The sequence below is a fragment of the Psychrobacter sp. Pi2-51 genome, assembly GCF_904846665.1.
Classification (GTDB): domain Bacteria; phylum Pseudomonadota; class Gammaproteobacteria; order Pseudomonadales; family Moraxellaceae; genus Psychrobacter; species Psychrobacter glaciei.
This window is the reverse complement of record NZ_CAJHBP010000006.1, coordinates 64,647-79,906: the sequence shown is the minus strand read 5'-3', so window position 1 is coordinate 79,906 and position 15,260 is coordinate 64,647. Positions and strand designations below refer to the sequence as shown.

The window sequence follows — 15,260 nt, the reverse complement described above, 5'->3', positions numbered from 1 at the left end:
ACAAATAGACAGTGTGGTTTAATTTATCTCGCTGTGCTAATTCCTAAGGAAGTAGCGATAAAAACGGTCCATTCAGAAATAAGACTGTTAACTGAGTGGCTGGTGAATTATGCTAAAAGAACAGTGGAAAAAGTAAAGTGTTAGAAAGACAGGGCTAAAAAGAAAAGACAGTCATACGCTTAGGATCTGTTGAACATTAATTTTTTGATCGATTACACAAGGAAGTTGTTATGCCAAAGATAAAAATCAATAACGCCAATATCTATTACGAAGATAGCGCCCCAAATGATACGCAAAAACCAGTCATGGTCTTTGCTCACGGGCTACTTTGGAACACTAGAATCTATGACAAACAAGTCGAGTATTTTCAGGACAGCTATCGCTGCATCGCTTTTGACTTTCGCGGACAAGGTCAGTCGCAAATTACCAAAGACGGCTACGACATGGACACCTTGGCAGATGATGCTATTGGTCTACTAGCAGCACTCGATATAGACAGCTGTCATTATGTCGGTCTATCGATGGGCGGCTTCGTTGGACAACGCATCGCTATCAAAAAACCAGAGCTGTTAAACTCATTGACCCTAATAGATACTTCGGCTGATGCTGAAGACCCTGATAATATTCCTGGCTACAAAAAGCTCATTACGGCTATTCGTTGGTTGGGTATGAAAAGGGTGAGTAAAAAAGTCATGCCTATTATGTTTGGCAGCACTTTTTTGACAGACAAAGCCCGTAAAACCGATCAAAAAGAATGGTTGGCGATGCTCAACGGTAATCGCAAAGGTGGCGTCGTCAAAGCCACGATGGGAGTCATCGAACGTGACGCTGTCTATGATCAGCTCGATAGCATCACGACGCCTACTTTAATCATCGTTGGTGATGAGGATGTCGCTACTCCTTACGACAAAGCTGAGCGTATGCACTTCGCCATCGATGGCTCTAAGCTTGCGATAATAAAAGGCTCTGGACATACTTCAACGGTAGAAGAGCCTGAACAAGTCAATAAAGTGCTGAGTCATTTTTTGACGAGCTGTGTATGATAAATACTGCTAACTCATAATAATAAAGACGCCGTTATCATTGATTTGATAACGGCGTCTTTGGTTTCAATGCTAAATAATCTAGAGTTACAGTCGTGATGTGTAGCTAAAGCTACAGTCGTGATGCATAGTCACTATGACCATCATTGATGGTGCCGAATACGTCGGCACGATTGACGATTTCGGTCGCCCATGCACGATGCGTGGCAGGCTCTAGCATGGTGTTGTTGTATTTGAACACCGCTTTGGCTTCGCTATGCAATATGGCTTGTGCCTCATCTAACGTGCTCATCGGCACACAGTAGGCCTGCTGGACTAAAGCGATTTGGCTAGGATGGATGACTGTTTTACCGACTAAGCCCAAGCTGACATCTCGGGTCAGCTCTTGCATAAACAGCGTTGGCTGATCTAAATACTCAAAGACCGGCGCAGTGAGGTAAAAGCCATGCGGCACAAAGCAGCCAAGCAGCTGATAAACAAGAGTACCGATAGGGGTGTCATAGACAATACTGTTTTTCGGACGACGCAAGCGCAGCGCGGCAAACAAGTCATTGCCGCCGATACGTAGCGCAAAGACTGGCTGGCTAAAGGCTTCTTTAAAACCAATGGCCAGTTCTTGATTGTGATGCGGGTTAAATAGGGCCGCGGTCTCAAGCGTGGGCATGAGCAACTGATCGATACTGAGATTCTGACAGGCCATCCGCCAGTCGGATAAGCTATACATATCGACTTTGGGCATGACGAAGCCGTCGATAAGATCTATATGAGTATAATCTGCCAGTTGTTGCAACATCATCGGATTGCGCGGGCGTATAAAGACCAGTGGGCGCGTCGGATGCTGGTTTTTTTGTTCTGACTGCTGTTCTGACTGCTGTTCTGATTGCTGCTCTGATTGCTGCTCTGATTGAAGGCCAGATTCTCTTGATGGATCATTGATACTATCGACGTGTATCGCCCAAGTATTGAGCAGGGTTTGCAGTCGTGTCAGTGCCAGCTCGACATCGCTGTGACTAACGGCATCTTCTAGGCAGATAATAATACTATTAATCGTTGGTAATTTATCACGCTTAATGACTTGCCAAATATCTTGGCGAGTAGCAGGCATATAAAGGCTCGCACCCAGCTGATACGGATGATGAGTACTGGGCTTGACCATCACATGCCGTTCAGTGATGAGATGCGCATAAGACTGAGTATAGTTATAAAGGTTTGATTCGTTATTTGACATAATTGGCATCGTAAATAGTGATAAATGAGTGGTTATACATGGTCATAACAGACAGCTTATATCGTTGATTCAGCTGTCTTTGCTACGCTGCTTGATAAGAGTGATGGCTTGATAGGGTAGTATTTTATCACCTAATACACTGATATTGATATTTCGCTGCGCACATAAATGTCGCAACAATACAGTATCAGGATGCTCAGCAGTGGCTAATAGGATGCGCTCAGGATCACGGCGCAATATCGCCCGTGTTGCCTCTGCAATCGTTGGCTTAATACGGTTGCGATTGGTGATAGCGTAGTCCGCTGCCAGCTTATGGATTAATTCAGCAGTTTGGTAGCGCGGCTGCTGGTAGGTTGGCAAGCACTGTGGAGGCGTGCTCAATGAACGCCGTGCCGCATCAATATGATTGATAAATGCTAAGCTATGATCTACCGCGACCAAATTATCATAAAAGACGCTGCGATGGAGACCTGATTGCGGCTCGGTATACAAGCTACGCGAAATCAAACCCGAGACGGTACTGTTTAGCAGTCCCGATGGTATCAACCAATCTTCTTCACTAGCCGACAGCCAAGCAACGCCAGCGGGATCAGCGAGTGTTAAGAGGGGTATGACGGTAGTGTTATTGACAGTACCTTGATCAGAAGTGCTTTGATCAGAAGTGCTTTGATCAAAAGTATCTTGACCAAAAGTGCCTTGACCAAAAGTGCTTTGATGAAAAATATTGGCAAAATGTACATGACTAGGGTCGCTGAACGCTTCAAGACTCCGCGCCAATTCTTGATAAATGGCACCTTTGCCCGTCCAGCCATCGACGAATACCATGGGGCTGTCTGGATAAGCATCCAGCAGCATTTGCAACGCGACTGGATCAAGCCCGCGATCTCGAATGATGCTGATGCCATAATGCACACATGGCAATGTGTAGCTGCTATCGATATCTGTTAAAGCGCGCTGCAATAATACCCCAATCGGCAAACCTGCTCGTACCAAGCTGACCAATACTAATGGGCGCTCAGCGTTAACCGCTTGCTCGAAAGTATTGTGCAATGTGTAAGCCAAGTTGGCAATATCAGTCGCAGTCCTCGTCGTGCCTTGCGTTAGTGCCTGAGAATATAGCTGCTCGTGCATCGCAGTTGGCGCGGCCTCTAAGGTCAGCATGTCTGAATAGTGCCGTTGCCCACTTTGGATCAGCGCTTCTTTTTGGCTAACAGGTACATCAGCGACCGCGTCTTTATCGACAATATCGAGCAGCACGGTCACATCGCTGGCAAGATAGCTGCCTGAGCCGTATTTCTCTAGTTTTTGAATATAAAGGTTAGTCATAGAAGGTTTTTTACTCGTATAAGCTGCTGTTGTTATAATTATTGAGAACTAAGATGGTCATGTAGCTGACCATGGTTGGGCATACCGTACCAGTCCAATAGCTGTAGAAAAGGCAAGTCGGCTAAGCTATCACCAAAACCAAAACTGGGGCGCTGGCTGTCTAAATGATTCTCTAATAAAAACTGTACTGCATGGCGCTTGTGAACCGCATGCGGCAGTATCGCTAAGTTATTGGCATTCACATGGACATAAAAATCTTGATCAAAATTTGGTATGAGTGTGGGTAGCTGCTTGGCTAAATCGGCTAATACTTGATGATCTTTTTGCGCGTGTTTAATCGCCAAATAAATAGTGAGTTCACTGGCAATAAAAACATCGCTATGCGGGGTAAGTTTTAAGCCATTATTAGCCTTGATGTCTTCTTGGTTATGATTACCAATCAAGTCAGTCAACTGCTTTAGTTTGGCTTGTAATGGTGCAAGCTGCTCATGCATATACTGCTGCCATGCGCTTAACAGCTCACCCTCAGCCGTTAAAATAATCGCGCCATGGGTTAAGACTTGCCAACTGTAAAAAGGCAATTTAACACGTTTGATTTCATCACGGTCACGTGCCGTCACTACTATCAATTCGGTACTAGCCAAGAGCCAATTAAAGAGTGAGGCTTGGCGCTGACTCATAAAGCTTAACGGTTCGCCTTGCTTATTGACCGTGGCGCAAACCAAATTTTCAGGTTCAGTAGTAGGCAAATCCCATGCGTCGATTTTACGCTGGGTTTGAAATAAGGTATCGTCCAAATCCATAAGTGCGTAAGGTTTAATAATGTCGGGATTGGCTTGGAAAAATGGCGTAGTCATAGAAATGTCCGTAAATCATGGGTTTAAAAATCATTGAATAACTTACAGCGTAGGACTCACCACCAGTACATTGTCTAAATTTTGCCACAGGTCATCAACACTATCGCTTGCGGTTTCTACACACAATACGATCAAGTCCCAATCACTAGGCTCAACATTATAAGCAAAGTTGGTCATACCAAGCCCATAATTATCGCCAAAGCTCAGCATCGTCGTAATCGCACCACCAAGCGCAATCGGTGAGCGGGTCAACGCACTAAAGTTAACGATAGCACCTGTGTCTGAGTCTGGCTTTTGAGCCGCTGCCTCAAGCCATTCCGCCAATAAAAATGGTAACCAAACAAACTCATTGCTGCCCAATACCAAAATTCTTTTTGGCAACTGAGTAACATCAAAGATTTTTTGATCATTAAAGCTTTCTTGGTCATTAAAACGTGCAAATGCAGCCTGAAAACTTGAAAGATACTTATCAAACCCCTCTGTACTGTCTAGCGTTGGAAAACGCCCCCAGTTGCCCGTATGACCAAGCGCCTGACTACCAGCAGCAGTGGTATCAACTGATGGCATCGTGATGGGTTCAGGATTGGGTGCATCTGTCCATTGCCATGCGCCAGACAATAAGTGATGACGATGAAACTCAATACCCGTCAAACGATCCGCCATCCGCGCAGGCTTGGCATCCTCTGTCTGCTTGTTCGTGTTTTCTTGATCCAATGACCAATCCACCAAAGTGGTGAGATGTACTTGCTTTAATTGTGTCAGCCCTGCATTGCGTAAGGCAGTGACGACATTGACGCATGTATTACCCGTTGACGCCTCATCATCGACCATAATCAGCGTTTTACTGGCCAGTAACTGCTCTTGAGCGACACTATCAGAGCTTTGATAAATTAAATGCTGGCTGGCATGACTGTGGTCTTCACAAAAAGTCGTCAGTAAAGAGTCGGCACCATTAGGATCACTACTTTCATCGTGCTGCGCATGACGAGTAGAGTTCAATAGTAGCGCTTGAGGATAGCGCGTTTGTAATGCTTGATGGACACCAGCAGATAGACCAACAGCGGTCTCTGCCATACCAATGACCAAAATTGGCGCTGGCAATTCATTAGGCACTAAGTTTGCCAAATCCGTAAAAGCATGTCGCATGGTACTGGGCGCGACTGGAATATGGCGACCTAGCACTTTTGAGACAAATAAAAATGCACGTTTGGGATTAATGCGCTGAGCAAAGCCAAGCAAGTCTTTTAATTGATAGCTATCGTTTTTTTCTGAATCACGGTTACTCACGACCATATTCGTTTGATAAGTGAGATCAAGCGTACCGCGTGGTAGCGTGATGGTGGTGCTTTGTTGCTTGTTTGACATTCATATTCCTTAACACACTCTGTTGAAGTGGCTATTTTTATATTAACTTGATTTTTTTAGATATTTTAACCTTGACAGCCCACCAGCCAAAGCGCCCCGCGACTCTGTTTACTGAGTTGCGGGGTAGTCAGTGGAGCAGTTGTGGCGTTAGATCCGTGAGCAGCGCTATCCAAACTGATACCAGCGCTCGCAAGTAGGGCAGATAATAACTGAAATTTTACCGCATAGTTCATATTTTGTGCATGTTCATGGACGAGGCTGGCAGTCACCATGCCGATTACCTCGCCTGTTGGCAGTAACAGTGGACTGCCACTAGAGCCGGGCTGAATTGGTGCGGTAAATTGCATGTAACGAATGTCATCGCTTAAGCCTGTTAGTCCTGAAATACAGCCCTGCGTGACTTGTAGTTGACTACTAAGTCCTGATAGCGGGAAGCCCAAAGTGGTGATAGTCTCGCCCAAAATATCCGAACACTGCTGCGCCAATGGCAGGTGGCAAGGTAAAGGGTCGCTCACTCTAATAATGGCTGAATCGCTACCGATATCACTGAGTACCACTTGCGCCTCACGGTCAGGCTGACCTTGCTGGCGTACACCAATCATCGCCGCCGATTCAATGACATGATAACAAGTCAGTAGGTGATACTCATCAATCGCAAAAGCCGTACCTGTCCATGTTTCACCAGCTTGAACTTGGCGAGGCGTGCGAGTGTCACTATTGGGAGAACCACGCTGCTGCTGCTGCGCCTCTTGAATGAGCGCATGAGTATCTGGCGGACGAATATCTAGACTGACTTGTACTCGTTGCTCAAGGCTTGCCAGTCCTTGAGTCGAGCTTTCACCGAGCGCTCGACATTTAAATTGCCCATTGCGTTTGTAAATCTCAAACACGATTGCGGCTTTGACATGGCGCTCGCTTGCTAGGAAGTCATAGTGAATAGCACCACCGTTTAATGTCAAACTTACCTTGTGTAATTCGACAGCGGGTAAATTAAGTGTTGGCTCTTGATAAGTATAAGCGATTAGTTGTAAGAAGCTAACCCCTTGCACATCAAATAAATCAGGTAAATCAAGCTGCCATTCGCGTGGCGTATCGCTATTGTCCAGCTTTGCCCAGTCTTTAGGCTCGTGCAAATAGGCGGGACTACAGACCGCTTTGCGCTGCTCATTTAGAGGTAGCCATAATAGTCCAAGTTGCTGCCCAAACCTAAGCGAATCTGAGGTCGTAAATTCAACAGTACAGCGTTCTTGAGTGATCACTGTGTTTGCGCCTAACACTAATGTGGTCTGTGCTGTCATCGTATGTATCCTAATTGATATTTTCGTGTAGTCGTACTCGCGCGGAGGCTTTATTCGTATGACTGCGATAGAAACCATATTTAGCTATGCTAAGAGTTTAACTCAGATGTTATATCAGTGATTTTAGAAAAATGAATATGCTATGGGGTAAATAGTAAGTGAAAAGCATAGCGTCAGTTTAAAGTAAAAAACGTGTACTCGTCACAATGTTTTGCTGACAAGCTTTCGCTATTAATAAGAATGATAGAAGCTAAAGAAAATCTATTAATAACGTCACATAGTTTTAATATGATTCGATAGAAACTCTATTGAGTTGAGTAAAACCTTATCCAAATCATGGCTTTAAAGAAATAAGATGTCTACAAATTAGTAAACTTATATTCTGTATTATGCCTTGAGCCATCTATCGGATAATGTCACCACCTATCGGACAATGGCTTGTGAAGTATTGCTAGACCATAAGAATATCGTGATAATGCGATAAAAATTCATTACTGTTTAGAAACTTTACTGTAGCCTACTGCTCGTAAAGAGATTTCAAAAGTAACCCCGTATCTGAGACCACCGTTCCTGTCTTATTTTAGCGCTCACTTTTTATTTTTAAATATACAAAAAGCTAAGAATTGCATAGCTGCGAGTAATGCTGTGTTTGATAACTATGCCTATAAATTTATCAGTTATTACAAGTAAGACGGTTTAGTCACTCTATGTTTAATCGCATAGTTAGAAAAGAATTTTACATATTGCCTTCCCATCATATTTATACGACATAACAGTTAACGAGATAGAAGCTCGCTGTCTGATTTATACAAATGGTTTGGTATAAAAGCTTAGCAGTATTTTAGAAAAGGAATGACTTTTGAAATTTTCTTGTGCATTAGAGACGTCTTCTGAACGCATTCGTTTGGTTAATGTTATTTCACCACTTATCAAAGCAGGTTATCAGCTCGTCTCCCAGAGACAAGAATCATCAGGCAGTGGTGGCAACATCATTCATGTGATTGCGAGAAGTATAGGCGCTAAGACGCAAGCGGATTTGATCGACGACTTGTCCTCTATTGATGGTTGCACCTTGTTTAAACTCGAAATTGATGAAGAAGATATTTCCTCATCAGCACCTGTGCAAACAGGCGAGGATGAAAAAACGACGTTAGCCGCTATTGGTGCTCAATACCCCAAAATAACAGATATCGTCAGCCAATACGAGGCCAGCTTGCCTAGCGAGCAGCGTGCTACTGCACTGCATCAGTTAGGACGAAAGGTTGGCGGTGGTATTTATCAACGTGATTATTCACTTGGTAGTCCGCTAAAAATGCCAACGACAATCAGCCGAGAACTCGTACCAGCCTTGAAAGGGTTTTGTAAGGTCAAAGCAAAGAATAATGTGGTTTCTTTAATTAAATGTCCATTCTGTAAGTCATCAGACAGCAATCATTCAGGATGTCATTTTGTCATCGGTTATATCGAAGGATTTTTGGCGAGTAATCCTGCTATAGAGACAGTCCAAGTTGAGGAAACCAGCTGCGGTGCTGGTAGTACCAATATTTGTGAATTTACCATCGGGTAAACAAAATGAATCATAGACGACTCAATGTCTATATAAAACAATAGTGAGCGCATGGCGTATAAGGGCTTATTCAAGTCTACGCTAAAAGGCTCAATTCTCATTAAATACAAAAGGCGAAAAAATGATTGAAGTTGAATATAACCTGCTTTTGGTGTTGGTTTCATATGCCATCGCAGTGTTCGGCTCTTATGTGGGTCTAAATCTTGCCATTCGAGTGCCATCTGCTAAGCCAGGATCAGACCTATATTTTTGGGTCGCGCTATCTTCGATTGCCATTGGTGGTGCTATTTGGTCAATGCATTATATTGGTATGATGGCAGTCGATATGAAAATGCCAGTTACCTATAATCTGGGCATGACAATTGTTTCGATGCTGCTTGCGGTTGGTTTTGTGGCTATTGGTATCATGATCGTAGGGCGCGGTGCGTCTAGCATGAGTAAACTGATTGGCGGTGGTGTCTTGACTGGACTTGGCGTTGCAGCCATGCACTATACTGGTATGGCTTCAATGCAGATGGAAGCTACGATGTCATACAATATTCCACTTCTGATCACCTCAGTGGTTATTGCCATTGTAGCTGCTATCGCAGCATTATGGTTGGCATTTAACCTACGCGGTACCTTACAGCGTTTCGGTAGTGCGTTCATTATGGGTCTTGCCGTTTGTGGTATGCACTATACTGGTATGGCGGCTATGGAGATGGATGCTACTAACCATATGATGTCTATGAGTTATACGCATGATAGTGCAATCTCTTCAGCGATCATTATTTTTATTGGCTCAGCGATCGTATTGAGCTTGTTGTGGGTTCTTGCATCTAAGAATGCCCCTAAGAAAGCAACGCTAGTATTTGGCGAGTAATTCTCAGCCGTTGTTTTTCATCGTTAATGTACGATGTAAACAGTAAAAAAGGTTTTTAGATTGCTATCTAAAAACCTTTTTTGTGCTTGACGATCTTGACTATCAATGAGGCTTATAGTCAATGAGGCTTATAGTCGATTCAATTTAAAAGTAGTACAAGGCAACCGAGTGTAGATGTATATGTGATACTTCAATCGAGGTTATCGAGGTTAACGCTGTAATACTTTTATAGTGGAATGACTATATCCTCACTTAGTAATTGACTCAGCGTCTGTCTCTTCAATTTTGACGCTCATCATCAGCGAGCGCACCTGACATGGCTTAATTTTTTGAGCAATGTCCTCTAACTGTGGCTTTGCCGTTAATCCTAGCCAATAAGCAAATCCGACTTGTGTGAGATCGATACCGCTATGCGCTGTATAACCGATGCCGCCAGAAGGGCGACTGTTAATCTCAAGGACACGATGCTGACCGTCATCATCTGCCTTGGTCTGTACGCTGACGATACCATCGCAACCAAAGGCTTTAATTAATGGAATCACCACATCCATAACGTCCTGCTCGTAGCCGACATGCTGGATTTTGCCAGTTTTATGACGAGTAACGGCTGCCAGTACTTCACCATATTCGCACACCACATCGATAGAGTACTCTTGCCCTGATAGGTAAGGCATTAGCAGCATCGGAATAGGGCGCTCATGTACCATTTGGCTATGAGTGTAGGCATTCACAAACTGCGCGGTATTGATTTTTTTCTCTTCGGTAAAGTATAAGTGCTCAAAGCTATCGTAATGCTCGCCATCGTCTTTGGCCAGATCTAGCCGCCAAAAGCCTTGTGCAAAAATACCGGTGACAGGTTTGACGCATAAAGGCTGATGACCATGCTCGCTAAGTAAAGCCTCAAGCTCAGCAGTATTGTCAAAGCGCCAAGCGTCTGCCACCGGAATGTTATGGGCATGGCACTGCTGCATAAAGGCAAATTTATCATCGATACACTCTAGCGCTGCGACGCTGGTTGCTCCTGTTAATAAGCGAATACCAGCGGCACTAAATGCCTCACGCTGCGTTTCATAGTCGATACCATTACGACCAGTCAGCAATACTTTTACGTTGTGTTGTTTGGCTTGCTCTAAGACAAATTGCCAGCGCGGTGTGACGGGTTCAGGTATGATTTGCTCATCACTGTCGAGTAGGGTTTTGGATGGCTCAATATATGTGCTGTCGGCAAACTCAAAAATTTCAGGTCTGTCATGGCGGTGTGACGCTATAACATTAAAGGGCGAGTGCGCTTGTGCTTTTAGGGCTTGCAGGCTGGCTAACATATCACGCTGGCTAGACTGACCTTCTGCCAACCAAGCGGCAACGGGGGTCATAGAAAGGCTATCGTTAGCAAGGTTACTCATAATTCTCTCAGCATTATTATCAATGTTATAGGTAAGTGTTATAGGTATTGGATAACTGGGTGTGATTGTCGCACGTTTCTTGTCAAGATGGTCAATACTCATCCGTTGCCAAAAAAGCCACGCTGCACCGTCATTTATAGCAAAGTCTATTATATAGAAATGCTACGCTCTAAGGCATATCCTCATTTAAAAATGGCGATAAAAATGAGATAGGTTGCAGTCAGACAAGTACAGTAGCGCAGATGATATCGAGATATCAGTCAGCTATTTGACGCTATTTGGCATTGTTTGGCAAAATTCAGCTATTTTTAATCCATTTAGATGATCATCGATTAAATTGAGAGCACGCCTTAGTGTGCTGATTAAAAATCTGACATTATCCATGCTACTATACGACGATAGTGAACATAAAAAACGCTAATATAATAAATTTAAAGGATATAAGATGAGCCAGAACCAACCTCAAAAGCTGATTGCTGGTGCCAATGCGCCACTACCGACGGACAATATTAGCATTCGCATTTTAAGTCAAAATGCCATCGATTGTGCTGCTTATCGTTTGACCACTGACGGTAAAGTACGTGGTGATGGCGATATGATATTTTATGGGCAGACGCGTAGTGATGACGGCAATGTCAGCTTCCGAGGTCACGATAGTGATGGATTTTTCGACATTAATTTAGCAGCGCAACCGGCGAATATTGACAAAATTGCCTTGGCATTTTCTAGCGCGCAAGCCTTGGCGCAAATCGGTGATGTTGATATCCAAGTATTGCAAGGCAGTCAAGTGCTGATGACTTGTCAGCTTAGTAGTGCTGGGCGTAATGAAAAAGCCATTATCCTTGCAGAATGCTATCGTCGGCAGGGCAGCTGGAAGTTTCGCTTTATTGCCCAAGGTTTTGAAGGCGGTCTGAAGCCGTTGTCTGAGCATTTCGGTGTTGAAATCGCCGACGAAGCACCAGCTCAGCCCCCATCTCAAAACAACAATCAGGCTCAAAATCAAAACCAGTCACAGGGTCAGTCTCAACCTATCAATACGCAAAGACCTATTAACACGCAAAAAGCCGGCAGTGCCACTCAAGCAAGTACGCCGCCACCAATTCCAGCCAGTCCTTCGATCAATTTAAGCAAAATCACCTTAACCAAAAACCAATCCAGTATCAATCTTAAGAAGCGCGATGACTTTGGCAAAATCTCTGTCAACCTAAACTGGAACCAACGTCCAGATATGGATAAGCAAGCACCGAAAAAAGGCTTGTTGGGTGATCTGTTCAAGCAGCATAAAGCGGGCGGTATTGACCTTGATGTCGGGGCAATGATTCATCTAAAAAATGGCGAAAAAACCCTGATTCAAGCCTTAGGTAATCGCTTTGGCAGTTTGCAATCAGCACCTTACGTCTGTCTGCGTGCTGATGATAGGACAGGACAAGTGAGTGGCGGTGAGTGGCTCGATATCAATGGTCAGCAGTGGTCGCAAATTGAGGAAGTATTTATCTTTGCTTTCATCTACGAAGGCGCGCCGAACTGGGCAAAAACGGATGGGGTAGTGACCATTCATGTGCCCGATCAGTCGCCGATTGAGACGCGCTTAACAGAAGGCACAGGCAACTTGCCAATGTGTGCCATTGCGCGTTTGGTCAATCAACAAGGCAGTATCAACGTTGAGCGTATCAATCAATACTTTAAAGGCCATCAAGAAATGGATAAAGCCTTTAATTGGGGCTTTAGCTGGAAACGTGGTAGTAAGTAAGTGCTTGAATAGCACCCCTTAATACAAAAAATCAGCCCGTCTATTATAAATAGACGGGCTGATTGCTTTTGAGCGTTAACGTTTTAAAATGCTGATTTTCAAGCGTTACGAGCAAAAACTATTTAGACTTTATAAGTTATTAAGCATGTGGCGTAATAGCAGGCATCAAATCATGGAAAGTACGACCTGAGGCAGTTTCGCCAATGGCATGCATTTTCCATTCGTTATTATGACGATAGACTTTTGCCATTACCATCGCTGTATGACTGCCTTGCGCTGATAAGTTATAGCGCGCGACCTCTTGGTTATTATTGGCATTTACGATACGGCAAAAGGCGTTTTCTACTGTCTCAAAGGTCTGTCCGGTAAAGCTATTGACGGTAAATACCAGAGAGACGACATTAGCAGGGATTCTTGAAAGATCGACGTTGATAACTTCGTCATCGCCATCACCATCACCCGTGCGATTGTCGCCTGTGTGTACGATGCTGCCATCTTTTGATTTGAGCTGGCTGAACCAAATGGCATCGACTGCCTGCTTGTTGCTATCGAACATGATGCACGAAGCATCCAAATCGATAGAATCGCCGCCGCTACCGCCGCCAAATAATTTGCCTAAGAATCCACCTTTTTTCTCTTGCGGTCCTTGTGCTACGTCCCAACCTAGACCCAATTTTACTTGAGTCAGATCGCCGCCGGCTTCTTTGCTTAGGGATATTTTTTGTCCCTTTTGTAAACTAACTGCCATGATAAAATCCTTATATCACTCTCAAAATTACGATTAGCTGTGTCAAACTCGCTTAGTCTACAAGGCGTAGTACTTGCACTTGTTTTCCTTACTAATCAAATTTTTGTACATGATATTATAATAATTGTGGGTGATAAATTGTGAGTAAAATTGTCTTGAAAAACTAAGTTATAAAATATTATCTAAAAAACCACCACCGCCACCACGACCTCCGGAGCTACTGCCCAAGATGCTTTGTAGCCAGCCTTGATAGCTGTCACGATTGCGTGAGCAGATGATGACTTTACCATTGCCTGAGAAGTTCAACACCATGCCTTCGCCACTAGTGACTGAATTTATGATGCTGCTCATGATACCTTTCTTCTTGCTGGTTGAGACCGACAGCTTGTATTCAAGATTTGAGTCCCAGCAGACCACATGACCATTATCGATGATGACGTCTTTGTCTGGGGTGACATCAATCTCAAACAACGAGCCAAAGCCAGATACCACGACCTGACCTTGACCTTGCGTCTGCATAACCATAAAGCCACCAGTATCACCAAACACTGCGCCGCCAAGGTTACGCTGAATATTGGCTCTGATATCGACACCCGTTTGTGCAGCGACGAAAGCGCCATCGCTCAAGGTATATTGCTGATTACCGACATCAATGATTTGCATATCACCATCCAAGGTTGGCGCAAGCAAACAATCGCCTTCACCATTCACCGCTTCAATCTGCTGCTGAAACAATGATTCATCGTTCGCAAAACGGCGCATCAATGATTGCATGAGGCCACCTTGCAGCTTACCTTTAAGCTCAAGATTGGATTCCATCATGACCATCGCATTGGCTTCACAATAGATCGAGTCGCCTTTTTTGAGGTTGCAATGTAAAAAAGGCTCAATGGTACCGATTAAGCTAAACGTTGCGGCCATGGGGTGCAAATCCTTATTCTAATACAGTTGAAATATGCTTTTTTAATGCGACATCTGTGATTCTAAATCGTTAACTTGATTGATTTTAGAGACGCTATTAAATTTAAAGCCATCAAATGCTTTAAAAGGGCACACTTGATGGCTTATGTAGATAGCCAACAATCAGGTGTCTGACTGCCGCTATTAACTGTTTGAGTGATTAACGTTGCTATTAATAAACGTCTAAACGTTGACGCCATAAGAGCCGGCTAATGGTCCAAGACCACCGCTGAAGCCTTGACCAACGGCGCGGAATTTCCAATCACCGCTGTGACGATACAACTCGCCAAAGATCATCGCAGTTTCAGTGCTACCGTCTTCTGATAGGTCATAACGAGCGATTTCAGTATCGCCATTGTCGTTTACGACACGGATATAGGCTTCGCCTACTTGACCGAAGTTTTGGTTACGGCTTTGACCTTCATAAATGATGGCACAAATAGCAACTTTGCTGACATCAGCAGGGATACTAGCAAGGTTGATTTTGATTTTTTCATCATCACCATCGCCTTCACCAGTACGGTTATCGCCAGTATGCTCGACCGCGCCATTGTCTGATTTTAAGTTATTGAAGAAGATAAAATCTTGGTCGTTACGAACCTTACCTGCTTCATTGACCAAGAAGCCAATCGCATCCAAGTCAAATTCTTGACCGTCAGTGGCGCGTGGATCCCAGCCAAGACCGACCGTGATATTGGTCAAACCTGGTGCTTCTTTTGATAAGTTTACGTTGCCGCCTTTTGTTAAGCTAATAGCCATATAGATATCCTTTAGATTAATAATTAAGTGGATTGGGTTGTGAAATAAATGAACTAAAATTATGCAGTGACTGATATATGTGGGTAAATCATAA

13 protein-coding genes are annotated in these 15,260 nt (G+C 44.0%); 4 read left to right on the top strand and 9 right to left on the bottom strand.

The annotated features are described in order from the left end of the window. The first annotated feature begins 230 nt into the window (after positions 1-230). On the top strand, positions 231-1,043 hold the full coding sequence (locus JMY08_RS04815; protein WP_201591557.1) for an alpha/beta fold hydrolase: 813 nt from the start codon (positions 231-233) through the stop codon (positions 1,041-1,043). A gap of 112 nt (positions 1,044-1,155) precedes the next feature. Here JMY08_RS04815 and JMY08_RS04810 read toward each other — a convergent pair whose 3' ends face one another. From JMY08_RS04810 to JMY08_RS04790, 5 genes are all read right to left on the bottom strand, one after another. Further along, on the bottom strand, positions 1,156-2,271 hold the full coding sequence (locus tag JMY08_RS04810) for an HpcH/HpaI aldolase/citrate lyase family protein (protein ID WP_201591554.1): 1,116 nt from the start codon (positions 2,269-2,271) through the stop codon (positions 1,156-1,158). Positions 2,272-2,340: 69 nt separating this feature from the next. Next, positions 2,341-3,597, bottom strand: a complete 1,257-nt coding sequence (locus JMY08_RS04805) for a cysteine protease StiP domain-containing protein (RefSeq protein ID WP_201591551.1) — start codon at positions 3,595-3,597, stop codon at positions 2,341-2,343. A gap of 38 nt (positions 3,598-3,635) precedes the next feature. After that, a complete protein-coding gene (locus tag JMY08_RS04800) occupies positions 3,636-4,454 on the bottom strand; it encodes an HAD hydrolase family protein (protein ID WP_201591548.1) in 819 nt (272 codons plus the stop codon). A 42-nt stretch (positions 4,455-4,496) separates the two neighbouring features. Further along, a complete protein-coding gene (locus tag JMY08_RS04795; RefSeq protein ID WP_201591545.1) occupies positions 4,497-5,819 on the bottom strand; it encodes a phosphoribosyltransferase domain-containing protein in 1,323 nt (440 codons plus the stop codon). A 65-nt stretch (positions 5,820-5,884) separates the two neighbouring features. Next, positions 5,885-7,117, bottom strand: coding sequence for a S1 family peptidase (locus JMY08_RS04790; RefSeq protein WP_201591542.1), 1,233 nt, complete (start codon positions 7,115-7,117; stop codon positions 5,885-5,887). Between the two features lie 859 nt (positions 7,118-7,976). Here JMY08_RS04790 and JMY08_RS04785 point away from each other — a divergent pair. Continuing rightward, complete coding sequence (locus JMY08_RS04785) at positions 7,977-8,684, top strand: hypothetical protein (RefSeq protein WP_201591539.1); 708 nt, start codon at positions 7,977-7,979, stop codon at positions 8,682-8,684. A gap of 121 nt (positions 8,685-8,805) precedes the next feature. Then, on the top strand, positions 8,806-9,546 hold the full coding sequence (locus JMY08_RS04780; protein ID WP_189584481.1) for an MHYT domain-containing protein: 741 nt from the start codon (positions 8,806-8,808) through the stop codon (positions 9,544-9,546). A 248-nt stretch (positions 9,547-9,794) separates the two neighbouring features. Here JMY08_RS04780 and JMY08_RS04775 read toward each other — a convergent pair whose 3' ends face one another. After that, a complete protein-coding gene (locus JMY08_RS04775; protein ID WP_201591536.1) occupies positions 9,795-10,949 on the bottom strand; it encodes an ATP-grasp domain-containing protein in 1,155 nt (384 codons plus the stop codon). Between the two features lie 445 nt (positions 10,950-11,394). Between JMY08_RS04775 and JMY08_RS04770 the strand changes: the two genes are divergently transcribed. Then, positions 11,395-12,699: a TerD family protein gene (locus JMY08_RS04770; RefSeq protein ID WP_201591534.1), complete on the top strand. Its 1,305-nt coding sequence runs from the start codon at positions 11,395-11,397 to the stop codon at positions 12,697-12,699. 139 nt (positions 12,700-12,838) lie between these two features. Here JMY08_RS04770 and JMY08_RS04765 read toward each other — a convergent pair whose 3' ends face one another. From JMY08_RS04765 to JMY08_RS04755, 3 genes are all read right to left on the bottom strand, one after another. Beyond that, positions 12,839-13,447, bottom strand: coding sequence for a TerD family protein (locus JMY08_RS04765; protein WP_010199561.1), 609 nt, complete (start codon positions 13,445-13,447; stop codon positions 12,839-12,841). 168 nt (positions 13,448-13,615) lie between these two features. Next, the gene (locus JMY08_RS04760) at positions 13,616-14,368 is read right to left on the bottom strand and encodes a TIGR00266 family protein (RefSeq protein WP_201591515.1); all 753 of its coding nucleotides are present in this window, start codon (positions 14,366-14,368) and stop codon (positions 13,616-13,618) included. 222 nt (positions 14,369-14,590) lie between these two features. Continuing rightward, positions 14,591-15,166 carry a TerD family protein gene (locus JMY08_RS04755; RefSeq protein ID WP_189584493.1) on the bottom strand — a complete coding sequence of 192 codons (576 nt, stop codon included), beginning with the start codon at positions 15,164-15,166 and terminating at the stop codon, positions 14,591-14,593. Positions 15,167-15,260 lie beyond the last annotated feature (94 nt).

Excerpts from the sequence above, each read along its gene's own strand:
- JMY08_RS04815 (WP_201591557.1), top strand. The coding sequence starts at position 231 with ATGCCAAAGATAAAAATCAATAACGCCAATATCTATTACGAAGATAGC.
- JMY08_RS04810 (WP_201591554.1), bottom strand. The coding sequence starts at position 2,271 with ATGTCAAATAACGAATCAAACCTTTATAACTATACTCAGTCTTATGCG.
- JMY08_RS04805 (WP_201591551.1), bottom strand. The coding sequence starts at position 3,597 with ATGACTAACCTTTATATTCAAAAACTAGAGAAATACGGCTCAGGCAGC.
- JMY08_RS04800 (WP_201591548.1), bottom strand. The coding sequence starts at position 4,454 with ATGACTACGCCATTTTTCCAAGCCAATCCCGACATTATTAAACCTTAC.
- JMY08_RS04795 (WP_201591545.1), bottom strand. The coding sequence starts at position 5,819 with ATGTCAAACAAGCAACAAAGCACCACCATCACGCTACCACGCGGTACG.
- JMY08_RS04790 (WP_201591542.1), bottom strand. The coding sequence starts at position 7,117 with ATGACAGCACAGACCACATTAGTGTTAGGCGCAAACACAGTGATCACT.
- JMY08_RS04780 (WP_189584481.1), top strand. The coding sequence starts at position 8,806 with ATGATTGAAGTTGAATATAACCTGCTTTTGGTGTTGGTTTCATATGCC.
- JMY08_RS04775 (WP_201591536.1), bottom strand. The coding sequence starts at position 10,949 with ATGAGTAACCTTGCTAACGATAGCCTTTCTATGACCCCCGTTGCCGCT.
- JMY08_RS04770 (WP_201591534.1), top strand. The coding sequence starts at position 11,395 with ATGAGCCAGAACCAACCTCAAAAGCTGATTGCTGGTGCCAATGCGCCA.
- JMY08_RS04765 (WP_010199561.1), bottom strand. The coding sequence starts at position 13,447 with ATGGCAGTTAGTTTACAAAAGGGACAAAAAATATCCCTAAGCAAAGAA.
- JMY08_RS04760 (WP_201591515.1), bottom strand. The coding sequence starts at position 14,368 with ATGGCCGCAACGTTTAGCTTAATCGGTACCATTGAGCCTTTTTTACAT.
- JMY08_RS04755 (WP_189584493.1), bottom strand. The coding sequence starts at position 15,166 with ATGGCTATTAGCTTAACAAAAGGCGGCAACGTAAACTTATCAAAAGAA.